Origin of the sequence: Hyphococcus sp. (assembly GCF_041986965.1) — a bacterium.
Classification (GTDB): Bacteria; Pseudomonadota; Alphaproteobacteria; order Caulobacterales; family Parvularculaceae; genus Hyphococcus.
Genome location: NZ_JBHIXB010000001.1, coordinates 1558207 through 1582992 on the forward strand (window position 1 = coordinate 1558207; position 24786 = coordinate 1582992).

Below are 24786 nucleotides of genomic sequence, written 5' to 3' on the forward strand. Positions count from 1 at the left end.
TATGTTACCGGATTCGTGTCGCCGAGCTGAGCATTTCATCAGCAGCGGAGATCACTTTTGAATTGAGTTCGTAACCACGCTGGGCTTCGATCATGTCTGCGATCTGGGCGACGACATCCACAGAGCTCTCTTCCAGGAAACCCTGCCGGAGGGTGCCGCGACCGTCGAGTCCGGGCTCTCCCTGAAGCGGGGAGCCGGATGCCTCCGTCTCGCGATAAAGGTTGCCGCCCAATGCTTCCAGGCCTTTTTCATTGACGAAAGTGGTCAGTGTAATTGTGCCGATCTGTTGACCGCCGGTCTGGCCGTCAAAATAAGCGAACACTTCGCCGCTGTTGTTGACGGTGATCGAACGGGCGTCCTGCGGAATCGTAATATTACCGGCGAGCGGATAGCCGTCATTATTGACGATCAGCCCTTCACCGGTTTTCTTGAACGTGCCGTCCCGGGTGAACGCCGGATCGCCTGAAGGCAGCGTGACTTCGAAATAGCCAAGGCCTTCGACAGCGAGATCGAGATCGCTGCCAGTCTGACGCAGGGAGCCTTGTGCATGATTGACCGAGATAGCAGCCGTCCTGACGCCCAGGCCAAGCTCGACGCCAGAGGGTACGATTAAACCTGTCGACGAGGAGATAGCGCCTGGCGCGCGCAATTGCTGATAGTGAAGGTCGGCGAATTCGGCCCGCCGCGCATCATAGGCGGTGGTGCTCATATTCGCGATATTGTTTGACACGACTTCGACGCGTTTTTGCTGCGCATCCATGCCGGTGGCGGCGATTCTCAGAGCCTGCATTTCATGGCCTCCTTACTTATGTGCGCCTTTAACGGCGTCTCATAGCCTCAACGGTTTTCTTGATCCTTTCATCCTCATCTTGCATGAGCTGTTGATTGAGCTCATAGGCGCGCTGCACCTCGATAAGGCGGGATACTTCGATCACGGCGTTGACATTTGATTCTTCAATGAAGCCCTGACGGACGCTGGCGAACTCCACGGGCTGATAATCTTCGTCGGAGCGCAACAGGTTATTGCCTTCGCGGGCAAGACCGGTTGGCGATGCGGTGACGACGCCAATCTTGCCGACGGGCGCGCCGTCGGCCGCAATCGTGCCGTCAGGCGCGATGGTGATGTTATTCGCTCCTGCGGGAATGGCGACCGGCGAACCGCCGTCGCCGAGCACACGATTGCCGTCATGAGTGACGAGTTGTCCTTCGGCGTCCACAAGGAAGCTGCCCATGCGGGTCAGGCGCTCTCCGCGGGGCGTTTCGACCAGAAAATAGCCGTCGCCGTCGATAGCGACGTCAAAAGTGGCGCCAGTGCGGGTGAGGGAGCCCGGCGTTGCATCAAAAAAGCGGCCGGCGACATTCGTTTGCGAGAGAGATTGATCCTGGCTCTCGAGACGCTGGACATATTCGGAGAACACAAAGCTGTCGCGGCGATAGCCTGCGGTTGAAGCGTTCGCGATATTGTTCGCGATCGAATTCATTTCCTTCATGAGGCCCGCCTGCTTGGACAGGGCGGTGTAAACGGCGTTGCTCATCGTCCGTCTCTTCCTGCGGGTTCAAGGCCCCGCGCCATGAAATCAGTTTCTTTTTTCACGCCCGACGTAAAATCGGCGAGGACATCAATAGCGCGCACGCTGACGGTGGGCGCCGTTTTAAACATATGAGCAAGGGCGGCGAGCGCTTCGGGATCATTGGCGAGTGCTTCGCGCGCCGCCGCCGGCACATCGCCTGCGCCCGCATTAAGTGCGGCCAGCGTTGCGCGGGAAGCGGCGGCGGTTTCGCGTTCCTTTTTCGGCACCGCGTTGAAAGCGGCGGTCGCAAGCGGCCAGTCGCCGGCGCGCCAGGCCGTTGTGGCGAATTCATTGTCGGCTTCGCCGCGGCGAAGCGAGGACTTAATCAAGGCGATCGTTCCGGCGCGGTCATTGAGGCGTTCATGGGCTTTGGCGGCCACAATGCCGAGATCGGCGCTCATAGCGCCTTCATCGGCGATGGCGAGTGCGCCATGAGGGTCGCCGCTATTGAGATAGGAAAGAGCGCGCACGGCGTCTGCATCCGCGCGCCATTTTCCGGGTATGCCTGAGAGCGCTTCATCCACCAGATCATTGGCGCCGTAGGCGGCGAGCTCGCGCGCAACAGCGACATTCAGATCGCCATTGTCTTTTACATCCACAAATTCGCGGTGATAGAAGAATGCGGAAACCGCGTTGAGACGTGTCTTTGCGTCACTCGTCAGGCCATTCATAATTAAGGACTGGGCGAGGGCGCGTCCGGCGTTTTCAGCGCCAGGCGCAGCATGCGCCGCGGCTTCCAGCACGGCGACGCCTTCACGCAGGCGGCCGGCGGATACGAGCGCCTTGGCGCCGGTAAAGGAGGCGCGCGCTTCAGCAAGGGACGAGTTGCGTCGCCCGCTTTGCGCGGCGATATCATCGAGAAAGCCTTCATACGCGACATTGGCGCGTTTCTCGTAATCTTCAGCGAGGATGGAAAGCGCTTTCGCCTGTAATGGCCCGGGCGTTTGTGCGATCTGTCTCAGTTCATCAGTGATGACAGGCGTTGGTCCGTGACTGGCTTCCGCCTTTTGCGCTTCAGGTTTCGCCGTCGAGTCATGACCATCATCCGCATGACCGGTCTCGGCAATGCGGTCAAAGAGGGCGTTTTCCATAATAGCGAGCGCGGGGCTGCGATCGCCGCCGCGCGCGGTTTTGGCGACGTCGTAGAATTCCTTGGCGATGGTCAGTTCATTACGCTCAATAGCATTGAGGCCCAACCACTCGGCAAGCGGCGCACGTAGCTCAGACGTCACCGGTTTCAGTGCGGCGATGTGTTTTTCTTGCAGGGAAACAACCCGATCGTCATCAATGGATGCGGCGGCGGCGAAAGCAAGTTCACCGAACGGCCCACACTTCCGGTAGGGTGCAAGAATACGCGAGGCGCGCGGCCGCGTTCCTGATGCGAGATCGGCAAGGCCGGCGGCCATGGCCATATTATGATCGCCCGCGTTGGCGAGCGGAGAGGCGATGGCGCCCGCTTCTTCGAAAAAGCCGATATGGATATAGGCGAGCGCCAGCGTGGCGGCGATATCCGCACGGTCTTGTTCGGTGACGCTTTCATCGAATTTCCGGCGCAGATTGGCGATCGCTGAAAAGTCCAGCGCGCCGTCTTCCGGCTCGTGGAAAAGCGACGGGTCTGCGCAATTTTCATTGGCGAGATGTTCCGACATGACGAGCGGCTGGGGCGGTCCGTCCGCCAGGGAGGGGCCATGTTGATCGGCATCGCCATGGGTGTCTTCCGTGACTTGCGCGGCGGCATGTTCAGGCAGCGGTGCAGCATGGGGATCAGGCGCCTGTGGTGTTTCGGGTTCGGGCTCTGGTGAATGCGAGGCCGGGCTCGCTTCGATGGCGGTGCTGTGGCTTTCTTCTTTTTTGTTGTCGGTTTTAAGCTGGACGACGCCTTGGTGGCGCGCCTCGGCGAGGAGGGCGATCATCCGGTCCCGCGCTTCACGCATGGATTCCGGCGTCCCGGAAACAGTATTACGGGCGGCGTCCGAGACCGGTTCTCTCGGTGTTTCTTCTTCTGCGAGAGTGACCGGAGCTTCGTTGAAAATATCGATGACAATAGAGTCACCAGCGCTTTTCGACGTGCGCACCGGACAGTCGCAGGTCAGGGTCAGCACCAGCGCCCGGGTCTCGTCCGTGTCAAGAATGCGAGCATTGAGAACGCGGTGAGCCTTGCGCTTGTCGATAATGTCGCCAAGCTCAAAAGCATAATCCTTGCTCGGAAAAGTGATTTCGATTTTACGGTCAGAGGTTGCAATCTTCCAGTCTGCAGGCGCTTTCGGGATGACCAGGCGGGAATAGTCACCGTGCTCGCCGGCGCGCACAGATAAGGTTTCACCCGCTGCAGCGGCGGCCGTGAGAGTGAGAAAAGTAACCAGAATGAGGAGGGCGCGAGTGATCATGCGGCCTCCTTCTTGAGCTGCTTCAAAGCCTCATCGATTTCAGAGAAACCGGGGCGGTCATGGCCTGGAATGTTTCGCCGTGCGACCTCGATGCACATTTGCGGCGTATGCATCTGGAGGTGCGCCACTATGCATTCTCGGATCAACTTGTAAAATTGCTGCTCCTGTTCCCGTACAGCCATTATTTTCTCGGCCAGCGGGCCAACAATGGAGTAGGCGAGGAATACGCCAAGAAAGGTGCCCACAAGTGCGCCGCCAATCATTTGGCCAAGTACTTCCGGCGGCTTATCAATAGACGCCATGGTTTTGATAACGCCGAGAACGGCGGCGACAATGCCGAGCGCCGGCAGAGCGTCCGCCATTTTCTGCAAGGCGTGACCTCCATGCATGCTTTCGTGGTGCATGGCCTCGAGTTGTTTTTCGAGAAGGTCTTCGACCTGATGCGGGTTGTCGAAGTTCATCAGGATAGACCGGATTGTATCGCAAATAATATCAGCGGCATCGTGGTCTTTTGCGATTTTCTCGTAGCGTTGAAAGATAGATGACTCGGAAGGATTCTCGATATGAGCTTCGGCTTGTACCGGGCTCTCTTTCGCGACGCGCAGGAGCTCATACATAAGACAAAGAAGATCTTGAAAGTCTTTCTTCTTCCACTTTGAGCCGGTTAACGCCTTCATGATGTCGCCGCCAGCCTGTTTGATGACGCCGAAATCATTGCCGACGACGAATGCGCCGATTGCGGCGCCGCCGATCATCATCATTTCATAGGGCAAGGAATGGGTGATGATTCCCATCTTACCACCGGCGATAGTATACCCGCCGAACACCATGCCCAGCGTGATGACGATGCCGAGAATTGGTCCCATAACAGCCCGCTAAAAGTGAACAAATTTAGTTATTCGCTTAACGAATATTTTCACGAAGAAGTTAATCTTCGCTGAAACCCGCAAGTTTTATTGATCGGTTTGGTTGCGGTTGGCGAGAATGACAGTGACGAGATAGGCTTTTTGAGCGTCCATATTTGCAACGACGAGGGCCGCCTGTTCACTATTCATTGACGAAATCAGACCGGCGGCGAACTTGGCGTCCATCTCGTTGATGATCTGTCCAGCTTGCGCCGGCTTCATCCCCTCATAAATGGCGGCCAGTTTTTGAATATCGGCATTGCGGGCGTCCTGAACGACCGTGATTTTGTCCTGCAGTTCCTGGTTGGCGTCTTCGAGTTCGGCGAGACGCTTGTCGATCTGCGCTTCATAAGTTTTTAACTCTGCCTCGCGATCCGCGATGGCGAGTTCACGCGTGTCGAGCGAATACATGCGGTCTTTCACCGCAGCCGCAAGATCACCGTCTATGCAGGAGGCTACTCCTGCAATGTCGCCTTCATGGGGCATGCCGCCGGTCTTGGCTGTCGCTTCCGACGCCAAAACTGCAATACGTCCCACGAAAGAGCCGAAAAACACCAGCCCCAGGACAAAAAGCGCTTTCGTCTTCATGATTTACCCGGCGAGCTTTCTCATTTTGCGCTGGTTGCGCGCCTGCATCAAAACCGCTGTGACCTTAGACGTTGTTTTGGCTTTTGCTTTCGCTTGTGCAGTTTTTGCGGGGAGGTCGGTCTCATCATCATCCAGATAGGCGACATCTTCATCGCTGCGCCCGTTTGGCGTCATCCGTGTGCCGGGACCATCCGGATCGGGATTGTCGACGAGAAAGAAATCGATTTGTTCATCAAGACGCGCCTGCAGCTCTTTAGCCTTGGCGAGGCGAGCGTCGAGTTCGGCGCCTGCTTTGCCGGAGGCTTCGCTGACGTCGCGAATGGCGATCTCGGCAAGCTCGGAAATGACATCGATCATTTCAGTTAGTTGCGGCAGAATTTCCTTGGTTTCCTCGATCAAGGGCGTCAGCTCGTTAATGCTTTCGGCGCTCGACTCCTTGGCGAGCGTCACCGTAGCGCGGGCCTGGTCCACCGTATGCGACATTGTCGCGATCGTTGCGCCGAGGCCTTTTTCCGTGCTCTTCAAGGCTTCGAGCTTGCGGCTGAGGATGAAGCAATAAAATGTTGCGGCGCCGGAGGCGGCGAGCAACATAAAGTCAATGATCATCTCCATTTGAGTGCCCCTTACGTTAGGATGAATTCAGTGATGAGGACGTTTGTAACCGAAGCGTCCGGAACGATGACGCGAATGCGCCGGAGGATTTGTGCGCGAAGGCGCGACATGGAAGATGGGTCTTCAAGCACTGTATGGTCCACAGACCGAAGATAAGTGTTGAGAACGTCTTGTACGTAAAACCCGTTATCCAGCAGAATTTCCGCGCCTTCATCGTCCGTTTCGAAAACAAGTGAGACGCGCAGATGTTTGGAACGGCCGATGGGCTGTATCGAAATGACCATGGGATCAAGAACGAGAAAGGTCGCGTGTTCAGAATGCTGAATAGCGCCCAAAGGTTTGACGTCGCTTTCGGCGGCGTCTCCGCCGCCATGTCCCTTGTCGGCTTTCTTCTTTTTCTTCTTCTCTTCTTTTTTATTGTCGTGATCTTCGGCGACGCATTCTTCCAGGGATGCAGCGTCATCACCATGGTCTGACGTTTCGCCATCATGATCTTCGCCATGGGATGCGTCAGCCTCGTGATCGTCTCCATGCGCCTCGCCGCCGCTTTCGGCTGGATCGATGCAGGCTGGATTGACCTCTTTGGCGCCCGGCGTCAGCACGAAGGCTGCGCCGCCAGCGACACCCGCCGCAACGACCGCCGCAGCGACCATGGGGATAAGCCCCAGGCCTTTACTTTTCGGCGCAGCTTCCTCGCCATCGGCTTCCGATTCGAGTTCGCCGAGATCGAGGTCGAGCGCTATAGGTGTGACGTCAGACAAAAGAGAGGCGCCTTATGGTTACCAGCCGCACCATAGGCGCCGAGACGTAAACGCTTATTTAATCAAAGCCCCGGAAATTAACCAAGAAATTTCAGGAATGCGTTTTCTACGCATCCCGCGTCACCGGTGGCCTATCGTATGTTCAAACTTGCCTCTGTCTGGAATGAAATGTCGCTCTCGCGCAAGGTGATCCTTGTAGGGGTTCTTGTGGCGACGCTGATTGTGTTTTCAGCCGTCATGAATATGGCGGCAAAGCCACGCATGGCCTTCCTTTACGGCGGACTGGACGCTTCTGCGGCCGGCGATATTTTGAGCGCGCTCGAGACCATGGATGTAGACCCCGAGGTGCGGGGCGACGCTATCTATGTGCCCGAGAATCGCCGCGACTCTCTTCGTATGGCGCTCGCTCGTCAGGGCCTGCCTCAACAGGGCCAGCCCGGGTTCGAATTGCTTGATGAATTAAACGGTTTTGCAACGACTTCAGAAATGTTTGACGCCGCCTATTGGCGTGCGAAAGAGGGCGAGCTCGCCCGCACCTTGCTGGCGACGCCGGGCGTAAAGTCGGCGCGCGTCCATATCGCAGTGCCCAAATCCTCTTCCTTTGCCCGGCGGCGGCGCCCGCCCACGGCCTCGGCGACCATCACCATGAGCCGCGGACGTCTCGATATGCAACAGGCCATGGCCATGCGCTATCTGATCGCGCTTGCAATCCCTGATATGGAGGCTGAACAGGTCGGCATTTTCGACAGTATCAACGGCGTCATATTGAAACCGGGGGCCGGGGACCCGATTATCGACGCCGAAGGCGACAGCCTCGACCGTGAAACCCGGCTCGAAGCCAATCTTATGAGCCTTCTCGAGGCCCGTGTGGGCCCCGGAAATGCGCGTGTCACAGTCTCCTTGGACATCGACCGGGAGCGGGAAACCGTCTCGGAGCGTATTCTTGACCCTGAAAGCCGGGTGATGATGGGCCGCGAGACGACGGATATGACTCAATCGGAGTCGGGCTCCGGTTCGAGCGCCGTGACGGTGGCCAGCAACCTGCCTGAAGGCGACGGCGCTGCCGGAACCCAATCGAATTCATCGCGCTCGGAAACCAATGAAACAACCCGGTTCGATATTTCCGAAGTGAACCGTCAGCGTGAAAAATTGCCGGGCGCTATCTCGCGAGTTCATGTGGCGGTGCTTGTCAATGACGTTCCCGCAGCCGACGGCGCCGCGCCCGCGCCGCGCGCCGATGAAGAGCTTCAATCGATCCGTGACCTTGTTACTGCGGCTGTCGGTTTTGACGAAGCGCGCGGCGATATCGTCACCGTGAAATCCATGCCATTCCACGAATATGCGCCCGTTGAAACACCTGAAGAGTCTGGCGGGATCATGCTGTGGCTGCAGCAGAACGTTATGTCGGTCTTGCAGATCGTCATACCGGCGATTGTCGTGATTATTCTTGGCATGTTCGTGTTGAAACCCGTTCTCACGCAAGACATTTCCGGCTCAACAGCCATTGCTGAAGTCGGCATGCCGGAAGACATTGGTGTTGAAGCCGGTATGATTTCGCGCACGCCTTTGGAAGAGTTGCGTGATCTTTCGACCTCCGACAAGGAAAAAACGGCGACGCTCTTGAAAGAGTGGCTCGGCGACACAGAGCGGGCGGCGTAAATGGCCGGCGGCGCTCTCCAGATCAACGAAGGCGACAGTGCGGCAAAGGCCGTACGCATTCCATCCTTGCCTGGCCGCCAGCCCGGTGCGCCACAAGTGGATACTGAATGCGATGCTTATAAAACAGGCTACAACGCAGCAATGGCGGAACTTCGCGGTGAAATGGCCGAGCAGAAAGCCCGTCATGAGACGTTCGTCAACAGCATTGGCGACATGATTGCCGAAATGGAAACGCGGTACCGTCAGGAAGCCTTGAGTCTTATCGAACGTCTTTTCGGCGCGGTGGCGCCGACACTGGCGGTAAAGTCGTCGCTTGCTGACATCATGCATATTGTTGAGGAGCGTGCTCAACGTGACCATTCGGAGCTTTCATTGCGCACGCATCCGTCGTTGATCGCGCATCTTTCCGAAGCCGAAAAAAAGGTGTTGAAGGAAACTCCTTTAGTGACGTTGAAATCCGATGAGTCCTGTGCTCCCGCAACGGTCGATGCGCAGTGGAAAAAGGGCGGTCTTTACCACGATCCCGACAGTTTTATCGAGGATGTTTTGAAGGCGCTCCACGAAGAAACCGGCGGCGCTGAAGGAGATGAGTCATGAGTGACGAAAATCAGGTTGTCGAAGCTGACCCGAGCGATGATGAGATCGTCGCCGATGTTTTGAATGGCGGTGATGGCGGCGCCGGTAATCGCAACATTCTCGAATTGCCGGTGCGTGTTGTGGTATCCATTGGCTCGGCCAAGATCACTGTACAAAAGCTTCTGGAATTGACCCAGGAAACCGTGATCGATCTTGAGCAGCTGATCGATGACCCTGTGGATATTTTTGTCGGCGACCGGCTGATCGCGAAAGGCGAACTTGTCGAGGCGACTGACAATGAAAACGGCATCGGTGTGAAGCTTCTCGAAATTGTTAGAATTGGGAACTAGGACAAAGCAACGGGCATGGGGCGTTCGCGGGTTATAATTCTATTGCTGTTGGCGCTGGCGGCGCTCGCCGGTGCGCCGGCGGCCGCGCAGGATATTGCGCCGCAGCCCGACGCGCTTGATGCGGCTGTTTCGGAAGCAACGGCTGGCGGGGGGCTGACGCGCCGCGTTGTTCAGATGTTCCTCATGGTTACGGTGCTAAGCCTTGCGCCCGGCATCGCCATGATGGTCACCTGCCTGCCTTTTATGCTGATTGTCCTGTCTATTCTGCGTCAGGGCGTGGGCCTGCAACAGGCGCCGCCGAACATGCTGATCGTTTCTGTCGCGCTCTTTCTTACCTATTTCGTCATGGAACCGGTGTTTAAAGACGCTTGGGCCGCTGGCGTAACGCCGCTCTTGAACGGTGAAATCACCGAAGAGATAGCGTTCCCGAAAATGATGGAGCCGTTTCGGATTTTTATGGAAGCGCGGGTTGATCCGGGCGCCGTCGATATTCTGGAAGATGCGCGGCCCATAGAAACATCGCCCGCGGAAGACGGAATGACGCCATTGTCGTTGCTTGTGCCAGCCTTTGTGCTGTCTGAGATTCAGCGCGCCTTTGAAATCGGATTTATCGTTCTTTTGCCGTTCCTGGTGATTGATCTGCTGGTGGCGTCGATCCTGATGGCCATGGGTATGATGATGGTGCCGCCGGCAATCGTATCGTTGCCGTTCAAGGTGGCGTTTTTCGTGTTGACTAATGGCTGGGTCGCCGTTTCCGGCGCCTTGGTGAGAGGGTATTCGTAATGGCGACGGCTTTGCAAAAAATGGATTTGCGGACGCCGAAAGCAGGTGAACGCAGCGACACCCGCATAGAAAGCTGGTTTACAAAGGCGCATAAGGCGGCGATCGTACTTGCATCTTTAAGCGCTGAATCAGCCGCCGCCATCGTCGATGAAATGTCTGACGACGAATTGCGCAATTTTGCAAAAGCGTTTTCCGATCTCAAGACCGTCTCGCCGCAGCTTCTCGAAGTGGTGGCGGAAGAGTTTCTCGCCGCCGCGAGCAGTCCTGAACAAAATGACCTTGCCGGCGGCTCCGACGAAGCGCGCCGCGTGCTCACGTTGATGGCGAAAGAAGAGCGGGCCGACCGCATCCTCGCCGATATGGGGGGCGGCGGAGAATCGGCGGTCTGGTCTCGCGTTGAGAAAGTCGAGGATGAAGAGCTCGCCCAATATGTGCAGGCCCAGCGCATGCCGATTGCGGCGACGATTCTGTCCAAACTGTCCTATGAGAAAACTGCGGCGGTGTTGAATCTCGCAGAAGCTGAATACGCCCAAAAAGTTCTTCTCGAGATCGCCCGTAAAAAGCCGTCATCGCCTGACGCGCTTGAAGCGATCTCGAATGTTCTCGAGGAGGAGCTTCTGAGAGCGGCGCCAAGCGCGGCCGAAGACGAAGACGGCGACGAAGAGCCGGCGCCAGCGGCGGCGAAAGGCAATGCTGGCGCAAAAGTTGGCGAGATCATCAACTATCTTCCAGGCGTCAAGCGCGACGCCCTGCTTGAGCATTTCAAGGAAGCTGATCCGGAAGTAGGCGCCGAAGTCCGGCGCGCCGTTCTTACCTTCGAGGAGCTTTATGTCCGTATGCCGGCGTCAGGCGCAACGGCGCTCCTGCGCGATCTCGATCGTGAAGTGCTCTTGAAAGCGATTAAATATGGCGAAACCAACGCCCAGGAGACAGTGGAATTCCTGTTCGGCAACATCTCTAAGCGCATGGTCGAGCAATATAAAGAAGAACTCGCCGAAATGGAGACGCCTTCCGAAGAAGACGGTGAAGCGGCCCAGCGGGAAGTCACGTCAGTCGTGCGCCAGCTCGTCAATGACGGCGAATTCAAACTCGTTCCGCTAAAAGAGCCTGGCGAGGAAGAAGGCGCCTAAGCCGTCAAAAGAAAAGGACCGCCCGAAAGCAGCCCTTACTTAAACTCATTTCAGACGGTTTTCTTAGTTCAGAACATCTGGCCAGTTTTCATTTGCTTTAGCGATAAAGCCTGGAATGTCCGCCTCCCAGCGTTTTTGGATCTCGTCATTATAGTTGAGGTAGAGTTTGCCATCGACAATCGACCAGTTGTTCGGATTACCACGCGCCGTATAATTCTGCGATATGGCCCATGCGCAATAACCACCATATTGGGGCGCATATTTTTCCGGCTCGGCTTCAAAGACGGCGAGGTTGTCGGCGGATGAAAAGCGCCATTCTGCGCCATTATAAGTCGTTGAAAATTCTTTGCTTCCCTTCACGGGCGCGCCTTCGGTGAAATAGGCGACGGGATCATGGCCGTCGACAGCGAGGGAGGAAAAGCGTCCCGTATAAACAGGGTCTTTAGCGAAGGCGGCTGCGGGCGTGAGCGCGGCGAGGAAAAGCGCCAGCACGGCGAGGCTTTTGTGGGCGAGAAGGCGAAACATGAAGGGGCTCCATCTTAAAGGCATCACCCCTTAGCCCGCCTTCGCCGAGCGCTGCAAATCAAATGCGTTCACGGCGCTGCGAGGCGTCAGTCAGCTTTCGCTTGCCGGGCCCTCCGGAAAGCTTTCCACATGCAGCGTTCGGGTCGGATAGGCGAAATCGATGCCTTCATCTTCAAAAGCTTTGTGAATATTGAGGAGGACCTCATGATTGGCCTCCATATAGACGCTATAGTCGCGGTCTTTGACCCAATATACCGTTTCGAAGGTAATGGAGCTGTCGGCGTATTCCTTCAGATGCGAACGGTCGAAGCGCGTCTTGTCGGCGTCTTCAACAGCTTTCTTGATAAGGTCAGGAATGTTACGCAGCTTTTCGTGAGGGGTCTGGTACAAGACGCCAACGGAAAACAGAATTCGCCGCTCGTCCATGCGCCGGTAGTTTCTGATTTCCTTGTCCAGCAATTGCGAATTGGCGATGATAATTTCCTCTCCGCTGAGAGAGCGGATGCGCGTTGTTTTCATGCCGATGCGTTCAACATCGCCAAGATATTCACCATCGTCGAAGGTGATGAAATCACCGCGCAAGAATGGCTGGTCGAAGACAATCGCCAGTGAAGAGAAAAGGTCTTTGAAGAGACTTTGCGCCGCGAGGCCAATTGCAATGCCGCCGACGCCAAGACCGGCGATCAGCGCTGTGATCTCGATGTCGAGATTGGAAAGAATCATCAACAGCGCAATTGTCCATACGCCGATGGCGACAAGCGTCTTGATGAGGTTCACCGCATTGGTCAGAACGCCGGAGTGTTCCGCCCGCGAATGGGCGTAGCCGACAATCCCGGCTGTCAAAAGCTCTCGCGCCCATGCCGCCGCCTGCAGAATGCCGATGATAATGGCGAAGGTGCGTGCATAAACGCCCCAGCCTTCCGGGATGACGGGAAAGAAGGGCGCGACCAGCGCAGCTGAAAGAACAAGCAGAAACAGGCTTGATGTGCTGCTAATGAGGCGCGCAGCCACATTGTTAACAGCATAATGGTCTTTCTTCTTCCTGCGGATGAAGCCGGCGATCACGGCGCGCAGGATCCTCAAGGCCAGAAAGATCGCAATCCAGGCGCCAACGGCGATAGAAAATTCAGAGGCGTTGGCCTGGATCCACGCCCAGCCTTCCTCCAGACGCGGGCCGACTCCGCTCATGAAACTTTCAACCTCGCTTGCGGCGTCTTTGGCCGCGTCGGTGGTTTTTTCATCTGCGCCGCTATCCGGCGCGGCCTGCACAACAAGTGGTGGAAACGGCTTCATCAGAACTCGTGGCCTGCTGATTCGGGGAAATAAGGATGGCTCTTTGTTCGAACAGGCAGGAAATCCAATCGTTCCGCCGCTTTTGGGGCGGGTTTCGGCGCCGCAGCGATACATGGTAGAAAAAGCGGCAGGATGCGGGTGATAGGGCCGGCGAGGGAGCGGGTAATGGCGAAGCGGATTTTAACGGCTTTTGTGGCGCTTGCGGGCGTTCTGATGGCTGGGGCGGCGCAGGCGGCGCCAGCGGATGACCTCCACGCCCTATTTGATGAGTACTGGGCCAATGAGATGGCGGAGAATCCGTTCAGTGCCACAGGCTCAGGCGTTTCCGGTTATGAAGACAAGGTTCCAAGCGTGACGCCGGAAGACCAGGCGCGTCGCACTGCGCAAGCGCAAAGCTTTTACGACCGCCTTGAAGCCATCGACCGCAGCCAGCTCGACAAAGGGGACGTGTTGAGCGCGGATCTTCTTGAATTCATTCTGAAGCATGATCTGGCGCTTGCGGAGTTCGATCGCTGGCGCATCCCGTTTCTCGCCGACACCGGCTTTCACACCAATTTTGGATATGTAGTCGGCGCGACGAGCTTCAGGACTGAAGAAGATTTTGAGAATTACATCGAGCGCCTCAAAGGCCTTCCCGGTTTCCTGGATCAGCATGTGGAGAATATGCGGCAAGGGCTCGCTGACGGGTTCACTCAACCCAAAGAAATTCTCCCTTATATTCTCCCCTCTTTCGAGGCGCAGGTAAAAGACAACGCTGCGGCCCATCCTTACTACAAACCTTTTGTGAAAATGCCGGATTCCATTTCCTCTCGGCGTCAGGCGGCGCTGCGCCAGGAAGCGCGCGAGGTTCTCGAAACAGAAGTGATCCCGGCATTCGCGCGGTTGCTCGATTTCATGAAGGATGAATATACACCGGGCGCGCGTGACACCCTTGGCGCTTATGAGTTGCCGAACGGGCGTGACTATTACCGCGCGCTTGTGCGCTATTATACGACGCTCGAGACGGTCACGCCGGAAAGCATCCACGCGCTTGGTTTAAAAGAGGTGGCGCGCATTCGCAAGGAAATGGCCGGCGTCATGTCGAAGACAGGCTTCAAGGGCAATTTCAAGGATTTTATCGAGTTCTTACGCACCGACGAACAGTTCTACCCAAAGACGCCGGAAGACCTTCTGGAGCGCGCGGCGTGGATTGCAAAGGATATCGACGGCCGGCTTCCCGCCTATTTCGGCAAATTACCGCGGCAGCCTTATTCGGTGGAGCCGGTGCCGGCGGAGATTGCGCCGAACTATACGACCGGGCGTTATGTGGGTGCGCCTTTGGGCGGTACGCGCGGCGGACAATATTGGGTCAACACCTACGCTCTCGACAAACGGCCTTATTACGAAATGACTGCGCTTACCCTGCATGAAGCTGTGCCGGGGCATCATTTGCAAAATGCACTGGCGCTTGAAATCGAAAACGCGCCGGAATTCCGCAAGGACTTTTATCCGCACGCATTTGGCGAAGGCTGGGGGCTTTATTCGGAAAAGCTGGGACTTGAAATGGGCGTTTATGAAACGCCCTATGACGATTTTGGAAGGCTTTCCATGGAAATGTGGCGCGCCTGCCGTCTTGTAATCGACACGGGCATTCACGCCAAAGGATGGACGCGAGAACAGGCGATGGATTACCTCGCAGACAATACGGCGTTGTCGCTGCACAATGTTCAGACCGAGGTTGACCGCTACATCGCCTGGCCGGGCCAGGCCCTTGCCTATAAAATGGGCGAACTCACCATCTGGGAGTTGCGGCGGAAGGCGGAGCGTGAGCTTGGCGATGATTTTGACATCCGCGAGTTCCACGATGCGGTGCTTACTGGCGGCGGCTTGCCTCTCGATATTCTTCGCGAACGGATCGATGACTACATCGACGAGGTGAAAGCGCGCGCTGAGTGAGCGAAAGCATTCCGGTCATTGACACCGAAAGGTTGCAGTTGAAAGGCCCGAAAGTGGAAGACTTTCCGGCCTTTGCGGCGATGTGGGCGCGTCCTGAACTTACGCGTGAAATTACCGGCAAACCGCTCACCGAAGAGGAAGCCTGGACACGCCTGTTGCGCAATGCAGGGCTGTGGCCACTTGTCGGTTACGGTTATTGGCACGTCTTCGAACGCAATACCGACGCTCTTGTCGGCCAGGTCGGCTTTGCCGATTTTCACCGTAATTTGACGCCGTCCTTGCGTGAAATGCCGGAAATTGGCTGGATTATCTCACCCGACCATCAAGGCAAGGGTTACGCGACCGAAGCGGCGCGCGCGGCAATCCGGTGGGGCGATGCGAATTTTTCTGAAAAGAAGAAAATGTGTTGCATTATCGGCGTTGAGAATACGCCATCAATCTGCATTGCTGAAAAGTGCGGCTTTTCCTTTATCGCTTCAGCCCACTATAATGGCAAAGCGATCAATGTTTATCACCGGCCTATTGCGCCTCATGGATAATCTCTATCGTCAGCGTTTTTCACTGTCAGCGCATCAAACTCGCGAGGGCAGTGTGCTCAATAGTCTGCGCTAACGGCGCATTCGGGCCTGGGACGCAATGCTGTTTCGGCGCCTGTAAAAAGGAAATGCACTTCCAGGACATCAGGATGCAGCGGGGAATGCATCCTTGAATTGTTCGCGCAGCGCCTGTTTTTGCACTTTTCCCATCGTGTTGCGGGGTAGGACGTCGAGCCGGAAGAATTTCCGCGGCCGTTTGAATTTCGCCAGTGACGACAAGGCGTCCGCAAGCGCTGCATCGTCCGGCGCGTCATTCTTGGCGACGATCACTGCAACAACGCCTTCTCCCATATCGGGATGAGGAACGCCTATAACGGCGCTTTCCACGACGCCGGGAAGCTTGTCGAGAATCTGTTCGATTTCAATTGGGTAGATATTAAAACCGCCAGCGATAATCAGATCCTTTTCCCGGCCCACAAGCGACAGTCGGCCATCCTTGTCCAGCGTTCCGACATCACCCGTGCGAAACCAGCCGTCTTCCGTGAAGGCCTCCTCGGTCTTGTCCGGCTTTTTCCAGTATCCGGCGCAGATATTCGGTCCCTTCACCTCGACTTCGCCGGGCGCGCCTTTTTCTCCTGCGATGCGAACGGAAATACCCGGAAGCGCAAACCCCACAGTCCCCGCAATCCGTTCCCCTTCGAGCGGGTTGGAGGCGATCATACCGGCTTCCGACATGCCATAGCGCTCTAGAATGCTTTGGCCGGTGCGCGCTGCGAATGCGTTGAACGTTTCAACGGTTAGCGGCGCGGAACCGGAAATGAAAAGCCGCATGTTGGCGCAATCCGTCTTGCCGAAACCCTCTTCGTTGAGAAGGCGCGTGTAAAAGGTCGGCACGCCCATGAGGACGCTCGCTTTTGGAAGACGCCGGCGCAATTCGGCGACATCGAATTTCGGCAGAAAGATGATCTCGCAGGCGCTGAGCATGGCTGTGTGGAGCGCTACGAACAGCCCATGAATATGAAAGATTGGCAGAGCATGCAGCAAAACATCTTTGCTTGAGAATCCCCAAAGGGCATTCAGGGTCTTTGCATTTGACGACAGGTTTTCATGTGTGAGCATCGCGCCCTTGGAGCGGCCTGTCGTGCCTGAAGTATATAGGATGACGGCAAGATCGTCCTTGGCGCGCGCGGCGGTGTCCTCAAAAGGCGCAGCCTTCGCCGCTGCTTCAAGGAGCGTTCCGTCGCCAGTCGTTCCGAGCGTCAGCACATGCTTTATATTTTGCTGCTTTGCGACGGGCAAAAGCATTTTCTCATTCTCCGGCGCGCAGACAAAAATCACCGGCTCAGCGTCGTCGAGAAAATAACTCACTTCCGCGTCTGTATAAGCCGTGTTCAACGGCACATAGACAAGCCCCGCGCGCATGGCGCCGAGATAGAGCGCGACATTCTCGGGTGACTTTTCAACCTGCACAACGATGCGATCGCCGTGTTTCGCGCCCAGCTGGCGCAGCGCGCCAGCCATAGTTGCGGCGCGGGCGTCCATCTCGCCGTAAGAAATGCTGGCGCCGTCCGGCAGGGTCAAAAAAGGGCGTTCCGGGTGGAGCGCATAGGCGGCTTGAAGCGTCGCAAAGAAATTTTTGTTGGTCATCATGCCTGTTTAAGCGGTTTGAGCACTCAAGGCGAGGGGGCGCCGTTTGGCAAAAAGAAGGTTTCCGGGTCGAGGCTGTGCATTGCGTCATACTGGCTGAGGAAGACGCGTCCCGTCAGGTGGTCAAGGAAATGCGTTCTCTTCAGCCTGTCCATAACGGGGCCTTTGACTTCTGAAAGATGAAAGACAACCCCGGCGTCTTTCAGGCGCTCATTGATCGCCTCAAGGCTTTCCAGCGCGCTGGCGTCAATTTCGTTTATCGCCGAGCACATGAGAACTACATGTTTCACCGCAGGGGAGTCGGTCGCGAGGCCTAAAAGTTTGTCTTCAAGGATGCGTGCATTGGCGAAGAACAGGTTGCCGTCAATACGCAGGGATACGGCTATAGGACTCGTTATAACGTCATGACGGCTGATGTTGCGGAAATGCTCTGTGCCCGGCATTTGTCCGACAATGGCGCAGTGGGGGCGTGAGGCGCGATAAAGAAGCAGAAGGATCGATAAGGCGACGCCGGCGACAACGCCGACTTCCACGCCGAAGAAAAAGACACCGGCGATCGTTATCGCCATCGCGGTGAAATCGCTTTTGGAATAAACCCATGTCTCACGAATAACGCGCAGATTGATGAGTGACAGAACAGCGACGATGATTGTCGCTGCAAGAGTCGCTTGTGGCAGGTAGTATAGAAGCGGGGTCAAAAACAGCGCTGCGAGCGCGATGCCGACCGCGGTGAACGCCCCGGCCGCAGGCGTTCTGGCGCCGGCGTCGAAATTGACGACGGAGCGTGCAAAGCCGCCCGTCACTGGGAAGCCGCCGCTCATTCCGGCGGCGATATTCGATGTACCGAGGCCGATCAGTTCCTGATCAAGGTCGATACGCTCGCGCCTTTTGGCGGCAAGTGTTTGCGCCACGGAGACCGATTCCACATAACCGATGATGGCGATGAGGAATGCGGCGCCAGTGAGTTGTCGCCATAAGTCGGTGTCGAATGCTGGCGCGGTTAACGGCGGCAGCCCGCTTGGAATATCACCGACGATTGCGACGCCTTTAGCATCAAGATGAAGCGCGGCGACGATGAGGGTGGCGCCGATCACAGCGAGAAGCGGCCCGGCCTTTGCGATAGCGCTGGCGAGCTTTTCACCAAGACCTGCCTTTCGTAAAAGCTTTTGCAAGTAAGAACGGGTCAGGAACAGGAATAATATTGACCCGGCGCCGATGATAAGTGTGATCAGGTTAGTTTGTGCGATATGACTGGCGAGGCTTTGAAGAATGGCGACGAGCGTTTCGCCATGAGCCGGCACACCGAGGACATGCTTTAGCTGGCTGGCGGCAATGAGAACGCCTGACGCGGTGATGAACCCGGCGATGATCGGGTGGCTCAAAAAATTTGCGAGAAACCCTAAACGCATCAGACCGAGCGCCAGAAGAATAATTCCGGTGATCAGCGCCAGCGCCGCCGCGGCGACGATATAATCCGGCCCGCCGCTCTCTGTTATGCGTCCGACGGCGGAGGCCGTCATGAGCGAGACAACGGCGACCGGGCCGACGGCGAGCGTGTTGCTGGTTCCGAACACCGCATAAGCGATGAGAGGGGTCATGGAGGCGTAAAGCCCGACTTGAGGCGGCAGTCCCGCAATCATCGCATAGGCGAGCGATTGCGGGATCAGCATAATCGTAACGATAATCGCCGCGAGCGCGTCATCGGCGAAAAGCGATGGCGAATAGGCTCGGCCCCAACGCAGGACAGGAAAATAACGACTGAGCATCAGGGCCACCCGGTTGCGGGAATCAGAATTGGTTCAGGGGCACTTTAAGATAGACGACGCCATTGTCTTCCGCCGGCGGCATGTCCCCGGCGCGCATGTTCACCTGCACGGAAGGCAGGATCAGTCGCGGCATAGCCAGCGTTTTGTCGCGCGCCTCGCGCATCTTGACGAACTCCTCTTCGGTGATTCCGTCATGAACGTGGATGTTTTTCTCACGTTCCTCGCCAACGGTTGTCTCCCAGACAAATTCGTCCCGGTCCGGTGCCTTGTAGTCATGACACATGAAAAGGCGCGTCTCAGAAGGGAGTGCGAAGATCTTCTGGATGGACCGATAGAGCGTTTTTGCATCGCCCCCCGGAAAATCGCAGCGCGCCGTGCCGTAATCGGGCATAAAGAGCGTATCGCCGACAAAACCGGCGTCGCCGATGATAATGGTGGAACAGGCGGGCGTATGCCCCGGCGTGTGAATGACGTGGGCGTCAATCTCGCCAACCTTGAACGTTTCGCCGTCTGCAAAGAGCTTGTCGAACTGGCTGCCGTCGCGTTTGAAGGCGCTTTCGGCGTTGAACACCTTTGCGAAGACGCCCTGGACAACGTCGATCTTGTCGCCGATGGCGGTCTTGCCGCCAAGATTTTCCTTGAGATAAGGCGCCGCGGTGAGGTGATCGGCATGGACATGGGTTTCGAGAATCCACTCGACGGTGAGGCCGTTATCTTTCACATAGGCGATGATCTCATCCGCTGATTTGGTGGTGGTGCGGCCTGACGCGGGGTCATAATCGAGCACCGAGTCGATGATGGCGCATTTCTTTGTCGCCGAATCCATCACCACATGGCTGGCGGTGAAAGTAGCCTCGTCGAAAAAGGTTTTAACAACAGGCGTCATGACCGGTCTCCTTTCCGGGATTGTTGTGTTTTTGAACCGAAGGCGTCGCAGAGCGCTGCAATCAGATTGCTCAATCGCTGATCGGACAGCTTGTAATAGACATTCTTTGACGCGCGTCTCGCTGTCACCAGCCCCGCATCGCGCAGGCGGCCGAGCTCGCGGGAAAGATGCGGTTGCGGAACCTTGATCTCATCCTCAATCTCACTGACGTTTTTTTCGCCCGCGGTAAGGGCGCAGGCGATCAGCAAGCGGTTTGAATGGGACATGGTCTTGAGTAGCGCAGACACGTCGTCCGCGTTTTCTTTCAGTTCTTTGATTGCTACAGGTTTCGTCATCGGTTGGCCCTATACTTATCACTTTACATAAGTGATATATTTGTGATTGCAAGGGGCTGCGAGGCGGCTGTTGACGGCCCATGCCCGGCGCCCCGTCAGGGTCTAGCGGGGAGGTGCGCCACGCGCTAAGAACCTCTTGCCTTAAGTGCTTGGGCGTCAAAGGGTTATGGCATGTTCGACGAAAAAGAGGCGGCGTCTGAACGGCGCTCGAATTTTGACCGGCAATTGACGGCGTCGATAGGGGCGGCGGCGGACTGGCTGGCGGAACGGCAAAAGCCCGAGGGCTATTGGGTTGGCCGGCTTGAATCCAACGCCTGCATGGAGGCGCAGTGGATTCTCGCCCTCTGGTTCATGGGGCTTGAGACCCATCCCTTGCGTGCGCGTCTGGCGCAATCCTTGCGCGAAACCCAGCGCGAAGACGGCTCTTGGCAGATTTATCATGAGGCGCCCGCCGGCGACATCAACACGACGGTTGAGGCCTATGCGGCGTTGCGGTCGGTGGGGGAGCGCAAGGACGCCCCGCATATGGTCAAGGCGCGCGACTGGATCATGTCCAAGGGCGGTCTTAAAAACATTCGTGTTTTCACCCGCTACTGGCTGGCGCTGATCGGCGAGTGGCCTTGGGAGAAGACGCCGAACCTGCCGCCGGAAGTGATTTTCTTCCCGAACTGGTTTGTGTTTTCGATTTACAATTTCGCACAATGGGCCCGCGCGACCTTGATGCCGATCGCTGTGTTGTCGGCGCGCCGCCCGTCGCGCGCCTTGCCCGCGTCGCGGCGGCTGGACGAACTGTTTCCCGAAGGCCGCGACAAATATGATTACGCTTATCCGGCGAAACCGGGCGCCGGTTTCCTCGACGCCTTCTTCCTGACCGCGGACAAGATCCTGCACGGGTTGCAGGGCCTGGGCGCAACAGCGGGCATTGGCCTCCTGCGTCAGGGCGCCATTTCCCGCGCGCTGGAATGGATCATCAAGCATCAGGACGCCGACGGCGTCTGGGGCGGCATCCAGCCGCCATGGATCTATTCGTTGATGGCCCTCTACAATGAAGGCTACGCCCATGATCATTCGGTGGTCGCCAAGGGGCTCGCCGCGCTCGACGATCCGCGCTGGCGCGTCGATGTGGGCGAGGCGACTTGGATACAAGCCTCTACGAGCCCGGTCTGGGACACGGTGTTGACGTTGCTTGCGTTCGAGGATTGTGATCTCAACGAGCGTCAGGAAAAGGAAGTTGAGAAGGCGATAGACTGGTTGCTCGATCAGCAGGTGCTGAGGCCCGGGGACTGGAGCATCAAATTGCCGAAGCTCGAACCCGGCGGCTGGGCGTTCGAATATAAAAACTACTTCTATCCCGATACGGACGATACGGCGGTAGCGCTGATCGCGCTGGCGCCCTTCCGCAATGATGCGAACTGGAAAGGCAAGGGCGTTGAGACCGCGATTGAAAAGGGGCTCAACTGGCTCATCGGCATGCAGTGCAAGAATGGCGGTTGGGGCGCGTTCGACAAGGATAATGACAAACAGATCCTGACCAAGATTCCGTTCTGCGATTTTGGCGAGGCGCTCGACCCGCCTTCGGTCGACGTCACGGCGCACATCATCGAGGCGTTCGGCAAGCTCGGCATTGGCAAGAACCACCCCTCGATGGTGCGTGCGCTTGATTACATCAGGGCGGAGCAGGAGGCGGACGGCGCCTGGTTCGGCCGCTGGGGCGTCAATTATGTCTATGGCACGGGCGCAGTCCTGCCGGCGCTGAGGGAAATCGGCGAAGACATGACGCAGTCTTATATTCGCAAGGCGTCGGACTGGCTGATCCTCCATCAAAATGAAGATGGCGGCTGGGGTGAAAGCTGCGCGTCTTATATGGACCCGGCGCAAATGGGCCGCGGCAAGTCGACGGCGTCACAAACCGCCTGGGCGCTCATGGGGCTCGCCGCGGTGGGCCGCGCGGAGGATGAACGCGCCATCGCCGACGGCATACAGTTCCTGATCGAGCGCCAAAAGCAGGGCACCTGGGAAGAGCCGGAATATACCGGCACGGGCTTTCCCGGTTACGGCGTCGGGCAAACCATCAAGCTCAACGATCCGCTCTTGAAAGAACGGCTGAAGCAGGGGCCTGAACTCTCCCGCGCCTTCATGATCAACTACAATCTTTACCGCCACTATTTCCCGCTGATGGCGATGGGGCGCGTGCGGAAAATGATGGCTGGAGCCTAGCTACTTATACGCCACCGCCGCACTGGAAGGCCCTGCAAGGGGAATGACTTCCGTGTGGGAAAAGCCAACCTCCTTACACCAGCCGTCAAAATCGGCGCCGGTGTAATCGAACGCGTCGCCAAATTCGATCAACATGTTGAGCGACATCATCAGGCCGAAGACATTTTCCCGGCGCGCATCATCAATCAGTTGCTCGACAACGATAAAAACGCCGCCTTCAGGCAGGGCGTCAAAGGCCTTGCGGATAAGCATCATCTTATTGTCGAGATTCCAGTCATGAAGGATCATTCCCATGGTGATGACATCCGCTTTAGGAAAATCATCCTTGAAAAAATCCAGGTCGACAGCGTCGATGCGATCGGAAAGCCCCGCCGCCGCTATCTTTTTCTTTGCGATCGCCGTAACGCTTGGAAGATCCGCTGAGATCAGGGCGAGATCCGGATGTTCTTGCGCGACCATCATGGAAAGCACGCCCGCGGCGCCGCCGATATCACAAAGCGTCTTGTAGCTGGAAAAGTCGAATTTTTTCGCAAGCATCATAAAATTACCGGCGGAAACGCCTGTCATCGCTTCCATAAATTGCTCAAGCCGCTTGGAATCTGAGTAAAGTTCTTCAAACATCGGCTTGCCTGTATGTTTGATTTCACATTGCGGCTTGCCGGTTTTCAGCGCTTCGGTGAGATCAGCCCAGAACGGGTACAGACGCTCATTCGCCATTTCGAGCATGCCGCCCATATAGGCGGGATTGTTCTTGTTAAGGAAAGCGGCCGTTTCGGGTGTGTTGCGATAGCGTGCGTTCGGGCCGTCGCCATCGCGTTCCAGAAATTTTATTGAGACAAGGGCGTCGAAGAAATCAGGATTGGCGCGTGGGTGCAACTCAAGCAGCTCGCATAATTCTCCGCCCGTGAGGGCCTTATCGTCGAGTTTTGTGAAGAGCTCCAGCTCGGTCGCCGACTGCAGCACTTTAGACGGCCAGAAGGCCATACCGGTCTCAATGATTCGTTGCGGATTTAGATCGCTCATCTCGCTCCCCTTATGGTATGCGGGCGGACGCTATCAGGCGGCGGGGCGGCGCTCAACTACATCCGCCTTCCATTGCCGCAATCCACTCGCTCACTAACTTCACGCCTTCTTCGTGCCTCACCGCGCGGCCGAGCTCCGGCATCATGGCGCCGGGGTCAGTGGTTTCCATACGGAACACCGTGATGGAAAGGTCGGGCCGTCCGGGCACGATGTCATAGGGGCGCCCGCCCGTGCCGCGCCCCGCCGCCACCGGCGTCTTGCAATTGCCGAGCGCCGGGCCCGCTGCGTCAGGTTCAAGGTTGAGGCCGGACGTATCCGCCGGGCCGTTCGGATTGTGGCAGTGGCTGCAATTGATATCGAGATAGGCGCGCGCGCGGGTGTTTAGCGGTTCCGCCTGGTCGGTCCACACGGCGTTTCGCGGCGCCGGTTGCGCGATCTCTCCGGTGAGGAGGCCTTTCGCCAGCCAGTGATCGAGCTGGTTGAAGCCTTCGGCGAAGCTTGACGGCTTGTTCAGGTGCCGCGCCTTCGGGCCGATGGGTTTGATCGCCTTCGTCGTCGCGTTGGTGGCGTGACAGCCGGCGCATTGATTGGCGTTGGGCACGAGATAGGCGAAAGGCTCCATGCGCCCCCCATCTTCATGAGCATCGCGGATCAGCGTCATGGGGATCACCGCGCCGGTGCGTTTTAACACCGCGTCGCTCTGGTCGTCGTTCCAGACATAGGGCAGGGCGTCCCATCCCGCCTCGCGCCGGACCAGCACGCGCGTTTCGACAAGACGCAGGTGATCGAGCGACATTTCTCCGTCATTGATGCTGCGCTCGCGGCCAAAGGAAACATCGCCGTTCCATTCATTCTCCGGGGTCGGATAATAAAACGTCTTGGTGATGACCGTGCCCACGGGAAAGTCGAAGGCTTCGTCCGCATCGTAAATTGCGGGCGCGCCGTCCGGCGTCCACACAGTGCGCAGCTTCAGCGCGTAATCGGAAAAGAGCGGCGTCGCGAGATCATAAGGCGTGACGCCGTCGCCAAGACGCAGTGCGCGGTCCTTCACGCTCACCATGCCCCAGTCGCTCAACTGCGCCGGGTTTTCTTCTGCGTGATAAGTCGGCGCCGCGGTCTGTTGCTGTGAGCAGGCCGAAAGCAGCAGTACGGCAGCGGCGAGAACCGCATTTTTCTGGCGCCGTCTGGCGTTGTCTGGTTTTTGCTCTTGGCTACGCATGTCTTCTGCTTTCGTGGGCCTTGGTTCCATTCTCGTCATTCCGGGCGCGCTGCAGCACGCAGTGTTGCGGCGCAGACCCGGG

General features: G+C 57.2%; 23 protein-coding genes. 8 read left to right on the forward strand and 15 right to left on the reverse strand.

Going from position 1 to position 24786, the window contains the following annotated elements:
• Window positions 1-4: 4 nt before the first annotated feature.
• The 7 genes from flgG to ACFC5L_RS07880 all read right to left on the reverse strand — a co-directional run bounded on the left by flgG (window position 5) and on the right by ACFC5L_RS07880 (window position 6824).
• Window positions 5-790 carry a flagellar basal-body rod protein FlgG gene (gene flgG, locus ACFC5L_RS07850; protein ID WP_375204306.1) on the reverse strand — a complete coding sequence of 262 codons (786 nt, stop codon included), beginning with the start codon at window positions 788-790 and terminating at the stop codon, window positions 5-7.
• A 28-nt stretch (window positions 791-818) separates the two neighbouring features.
• On the reverse strand, window positions 819-1535 hold the full coding sequence (locus tag ACFC5L_RS07855) for a flagellar hook-basal body complex protein (RefSeq protein WP_375204305.1): 717 nt from the start codon (window positions 1533-1535) through the stop codon (window positions 819-821).
• The gene (locus ACFC5L_RS07860) at window positions 1532-3958 is read right to left on the reverse strand and encodes a hypothetical protein (protein WP_375204304.1); all 2427 of its coding nucleotides are present in this window, start codon (window positions 3956-3958) and stop codon (window positions 1532-1534) included. Before ACFC5L_RS07860 ends, ACFC5L_RS07855 begins: the two co-directional genes overlap by 4 nt.
• Window positions 3955-4824, reverse strand: a complete 870-nt coding sequence (gene motA / locus ACFC5L_RS07865) for a flagellar motor stator protein MotA (RefSeq protein WP_375204303.1) — start codon at window positions 4822-4824, stop codon at window positions 3955-3957. The genes ACFC5L_RS07860 and motA overlap by 4 nt, the downstream gene beginning before the upstream one ends.
• Window positions 4825-4911: 87 nt before the next feature.
• On the reverse strand, window positions 4912-5451 hold the full coding sequence (locus tag ACFC5L_RS07870; protein WP_375204302.1) for a MotE family protein: 540 nt from the start codon (window positions 5449-5451) through the stop codon (window positions 4912-4914).
• Between the two features lie 3 nt (window positions 5452-5454).
• Entirely contained in the window at window positions 5455-6063 is a 609-nt protein-coding gene (locus tag ACFC5L_RS07875; RefSeq protein WP_375204301.1) for a hypothetical protein, read from the reverse strand.
• 11 nt (window positions 6064-6074) lie between these two features.
• Window positions 6075-6824, reverse strand: coding sequence for a flagellar basal body-associated FliL family protein (locus ACFC5L_RS07880; protein WP_375204300.1), 750 nt, complete (start codon window positions 6822-6824; stop codon window positions 6075-6077).
• Window positions 6825-6962: 138 nt separating this feature from the next.
• Between ACFC5L_RS07880 and fliF the strand changes: the two genes are divergently transcribed.
• The 5 genes from fliF to ACFC5L_RS07905 are packed head-to-tail and all read left to right on the forward strand — an operon-like array spanning window position 6963 to window position 11322.
• Window positions 6963-8483 carry a flagellar basal-body MS-ring/collar protein FliF gene (fliF, locus tag ACFC5L_RS07885; protein ID WP_375204299.1) on the forward strand — a complete coding sequence of 507 codons (1521 nt, stop codon included), beginning with the start codon at window positions 6963-6965 and terminating at the stop codon, window positions 8481-8483.
• Window positions 8484-9080, forward strand: a complete 597-nt coding sequence (locus ACFC5L_RS07890; RefSeq protein ID WP_375204298.1) for a hypothetical protein — start codon at window positions 8484-8486, stop codon at window positions 9078-9080.
• The gene (locus tag ACFC5L_RS07895) at window positions 9077-9409 is read left to right on the forward strand and encodes a FliM/FliN family flagellar motor switch protein (protein WP_375204297.1); all 333 of its coding nucleotides are present in this window, start codon (window positions 9077-9079) and stop codon (window positions 9407-9409) included. Before ACFC5L_RS07890 ends, ACFC5L_RS07895 begins: the two co-directional genes overlap by 4 nt.
• Window positions 9410-9424: 15 nt before the next feature.
• Window positions 9425-10192: a flagellar type III secretion system pore protein FliP gene (gene fliP, locus ACFC5L_RS07900; RefSeq protein ID WP_375204296.1), complete on the forward strand. Its 768-nt coding sequence runs from the start codon at window positions 9425-9427 to the stop codon at window positions 10190-10192.
• Complete coding sequence (locus tag ACFC5L_RS07905) at window positions 10192-11322, forward strand: FliG C-terminal domain-containing protein (RefSeq protein WP_375204295.1); 1131 nt, start codon at window positions 10192-10194, stop codon at window positions 11320-11322. Before fliP ends, ACFC5L_RS07905 begins: the two co-directional genes overlap by 1 nt.
• A gap of 63 nt (window positions 11323-11385) precedes the next feature.
• On the opposite strand, the gene ACFC5L_RS07910 is transcribed toward ACFC5L_RS07905, so the two are convergent.
• On the reverse strand, window positions 11386-11847 hold the full coding sequence (locus ACFC5L_RS07910; RefSeq protein WP_375204294.1) for a YHS domain-containing (seleno)protein: 462 nt from the start codon (window positions 11845-11847) through the stop codon (window positions 11386-11388).
• Between the two features lie 90 nt (window positions 11848-11937).
• Window positions 11938-13140, reverse strand: coding sequence for a mechanosensitive ion channel family protein (locus ACFC5L_RS07915; RefSeq protein WP_375204293.1), 1203 nt, complete (start codon window positions 13138-13140; stop codon window positions 11938-11940).
• Between the two features lie 165 nt (window positions 13141-13305).
• On the opposite strand from ACFC5L_RS07915, the gene ACFC5L_RS07920 reads away from it, so the two are divergent.
• Window positions 13306-15075 carry a DUF885 domain-containing protein gene (locus ACFC5L_RS07920; protein ID WP_375204292.1) on the forward strand — a complete coding sequence of 590 codons (1770 nt, stop codon included), beginning with the start codon at window positions 13306-13308 and terminating at the stop codon, window positions 15073-15075.
• Window positions 15072-15614: a GNAT family N-acetyltransferase gene (locus ACFC5L_RS07925; protein WP_375204291.1), complete on the forward strand. Its 543-nt coding sequence runs from the start codon at window positions 15072-15074 to the stop codon at window positions 15612-15614. The genes ACFC5L_RS07920 and ACFC5L_RS07925 overlap by 4 nt, the downstream gene beginning before the upstream one ends.
• A 141-nt stretch (window positions 15615-15755) precedes the next feature.
• Here ACFC5L_RS07925 and ACFC5L_RS07930 read toward each other — a convergent pair whose 3' ends face one another.
• From ACFC5L_RS07930 to ACFC5L_RS07945, 4 genes are read right to left on the reverse strand one after another with little or no spacing between them, the layout of a single operon-like run.
• Window positions 15756-17261 carry an AMP-binding protein gene (locus ACFC5L_RS07930; protein WP_375204290.1) on the reverse strand — a complete coding sequence of 502 codons (1506 nt, stop codon included), beginning with the start codon at window positions 17259-17261 and terminating at the stop codon, window positions 15756-15758.
• 23 nt (window positions 17262-17284) lie between these two features.
• A complete protein-coding gene (locus ACFC5L_RS07935; protein WP_375204289.1) occupies window positions 17285-19024 on the reverse strand; it encodes a SulP family inorganic anion transporter in 1740 nt (579 codons plus the stop codon).
• A 22-nt stretch (window positions 19025-19046) separates the two neighbouring features.
• Entirely contained in the window at window positions 19047-19910 is an 864-nt protein-coding gene (locus tag ACFC5L_RS07940; protein ID WP_375204288.1) for an MBL fold metallo-hydrolase, read from the reverse strand.
• Window positions 19907-20245 carry an ArsR/SmtB family transcription factor gene (locus ACFC5L_RS07945; protein ID WP_375204287.1) on the reverse strand — a complete coding sequence of 113 codons (339 nt, stop codon included), beginning with the start codon at window positions 20243-20245 and terminating at the stop codon, window positions 19907-19909. Before ACFC5L_RS07945 ends, ACFC5L_RS07940 begins: the two co-directional genes overlap by 4 nt.
• Before the next feature lie 171 nt (window positions 20246-20416).
• On the opposite strand from ACFC5L_RS07945, the gene shc reads away from it, so the two are divergent.
• Complete coding sequence (shc, locus tag ACFC5L_RS07950) at window positions 20417-22462, forward strand: squalene--hopene cyclase (protein WP_375204286.1); 2046 nt, start codon at window positions 20417-20419, stop codon at window positions 22460-22462.
• On the opposite strand, the gene ACFC5L_RS07955 is transcribed toward shc, so the two are convergent.
• Window positions 22463-23485, reverse strand: a complete 1023-nt coding sequence (locus ACFC5L_RS07955) for a methyltransferase (RefSeq protein WP_375204285.1) — start codon at window positions 23483-23485, stop codon at window positions 22463-22465.
• A gap of 52 nt (window positions 23486-23537) precedes the next feature.
• Window positions 23538-24704 (reverse strand): SO2930 family diheme c-type cytochrome, encoded by a 1167-nt coding sequence (locus ACFC5L_RS07960; RefSeq protein WP_375204284.1) that lies wholly within the window; start codon window positions 24702-24704, stop codon window positions 23538-23540.
• Between the last annotated feature and the right edge of the window lie 82 nt (window positions 24705-24786).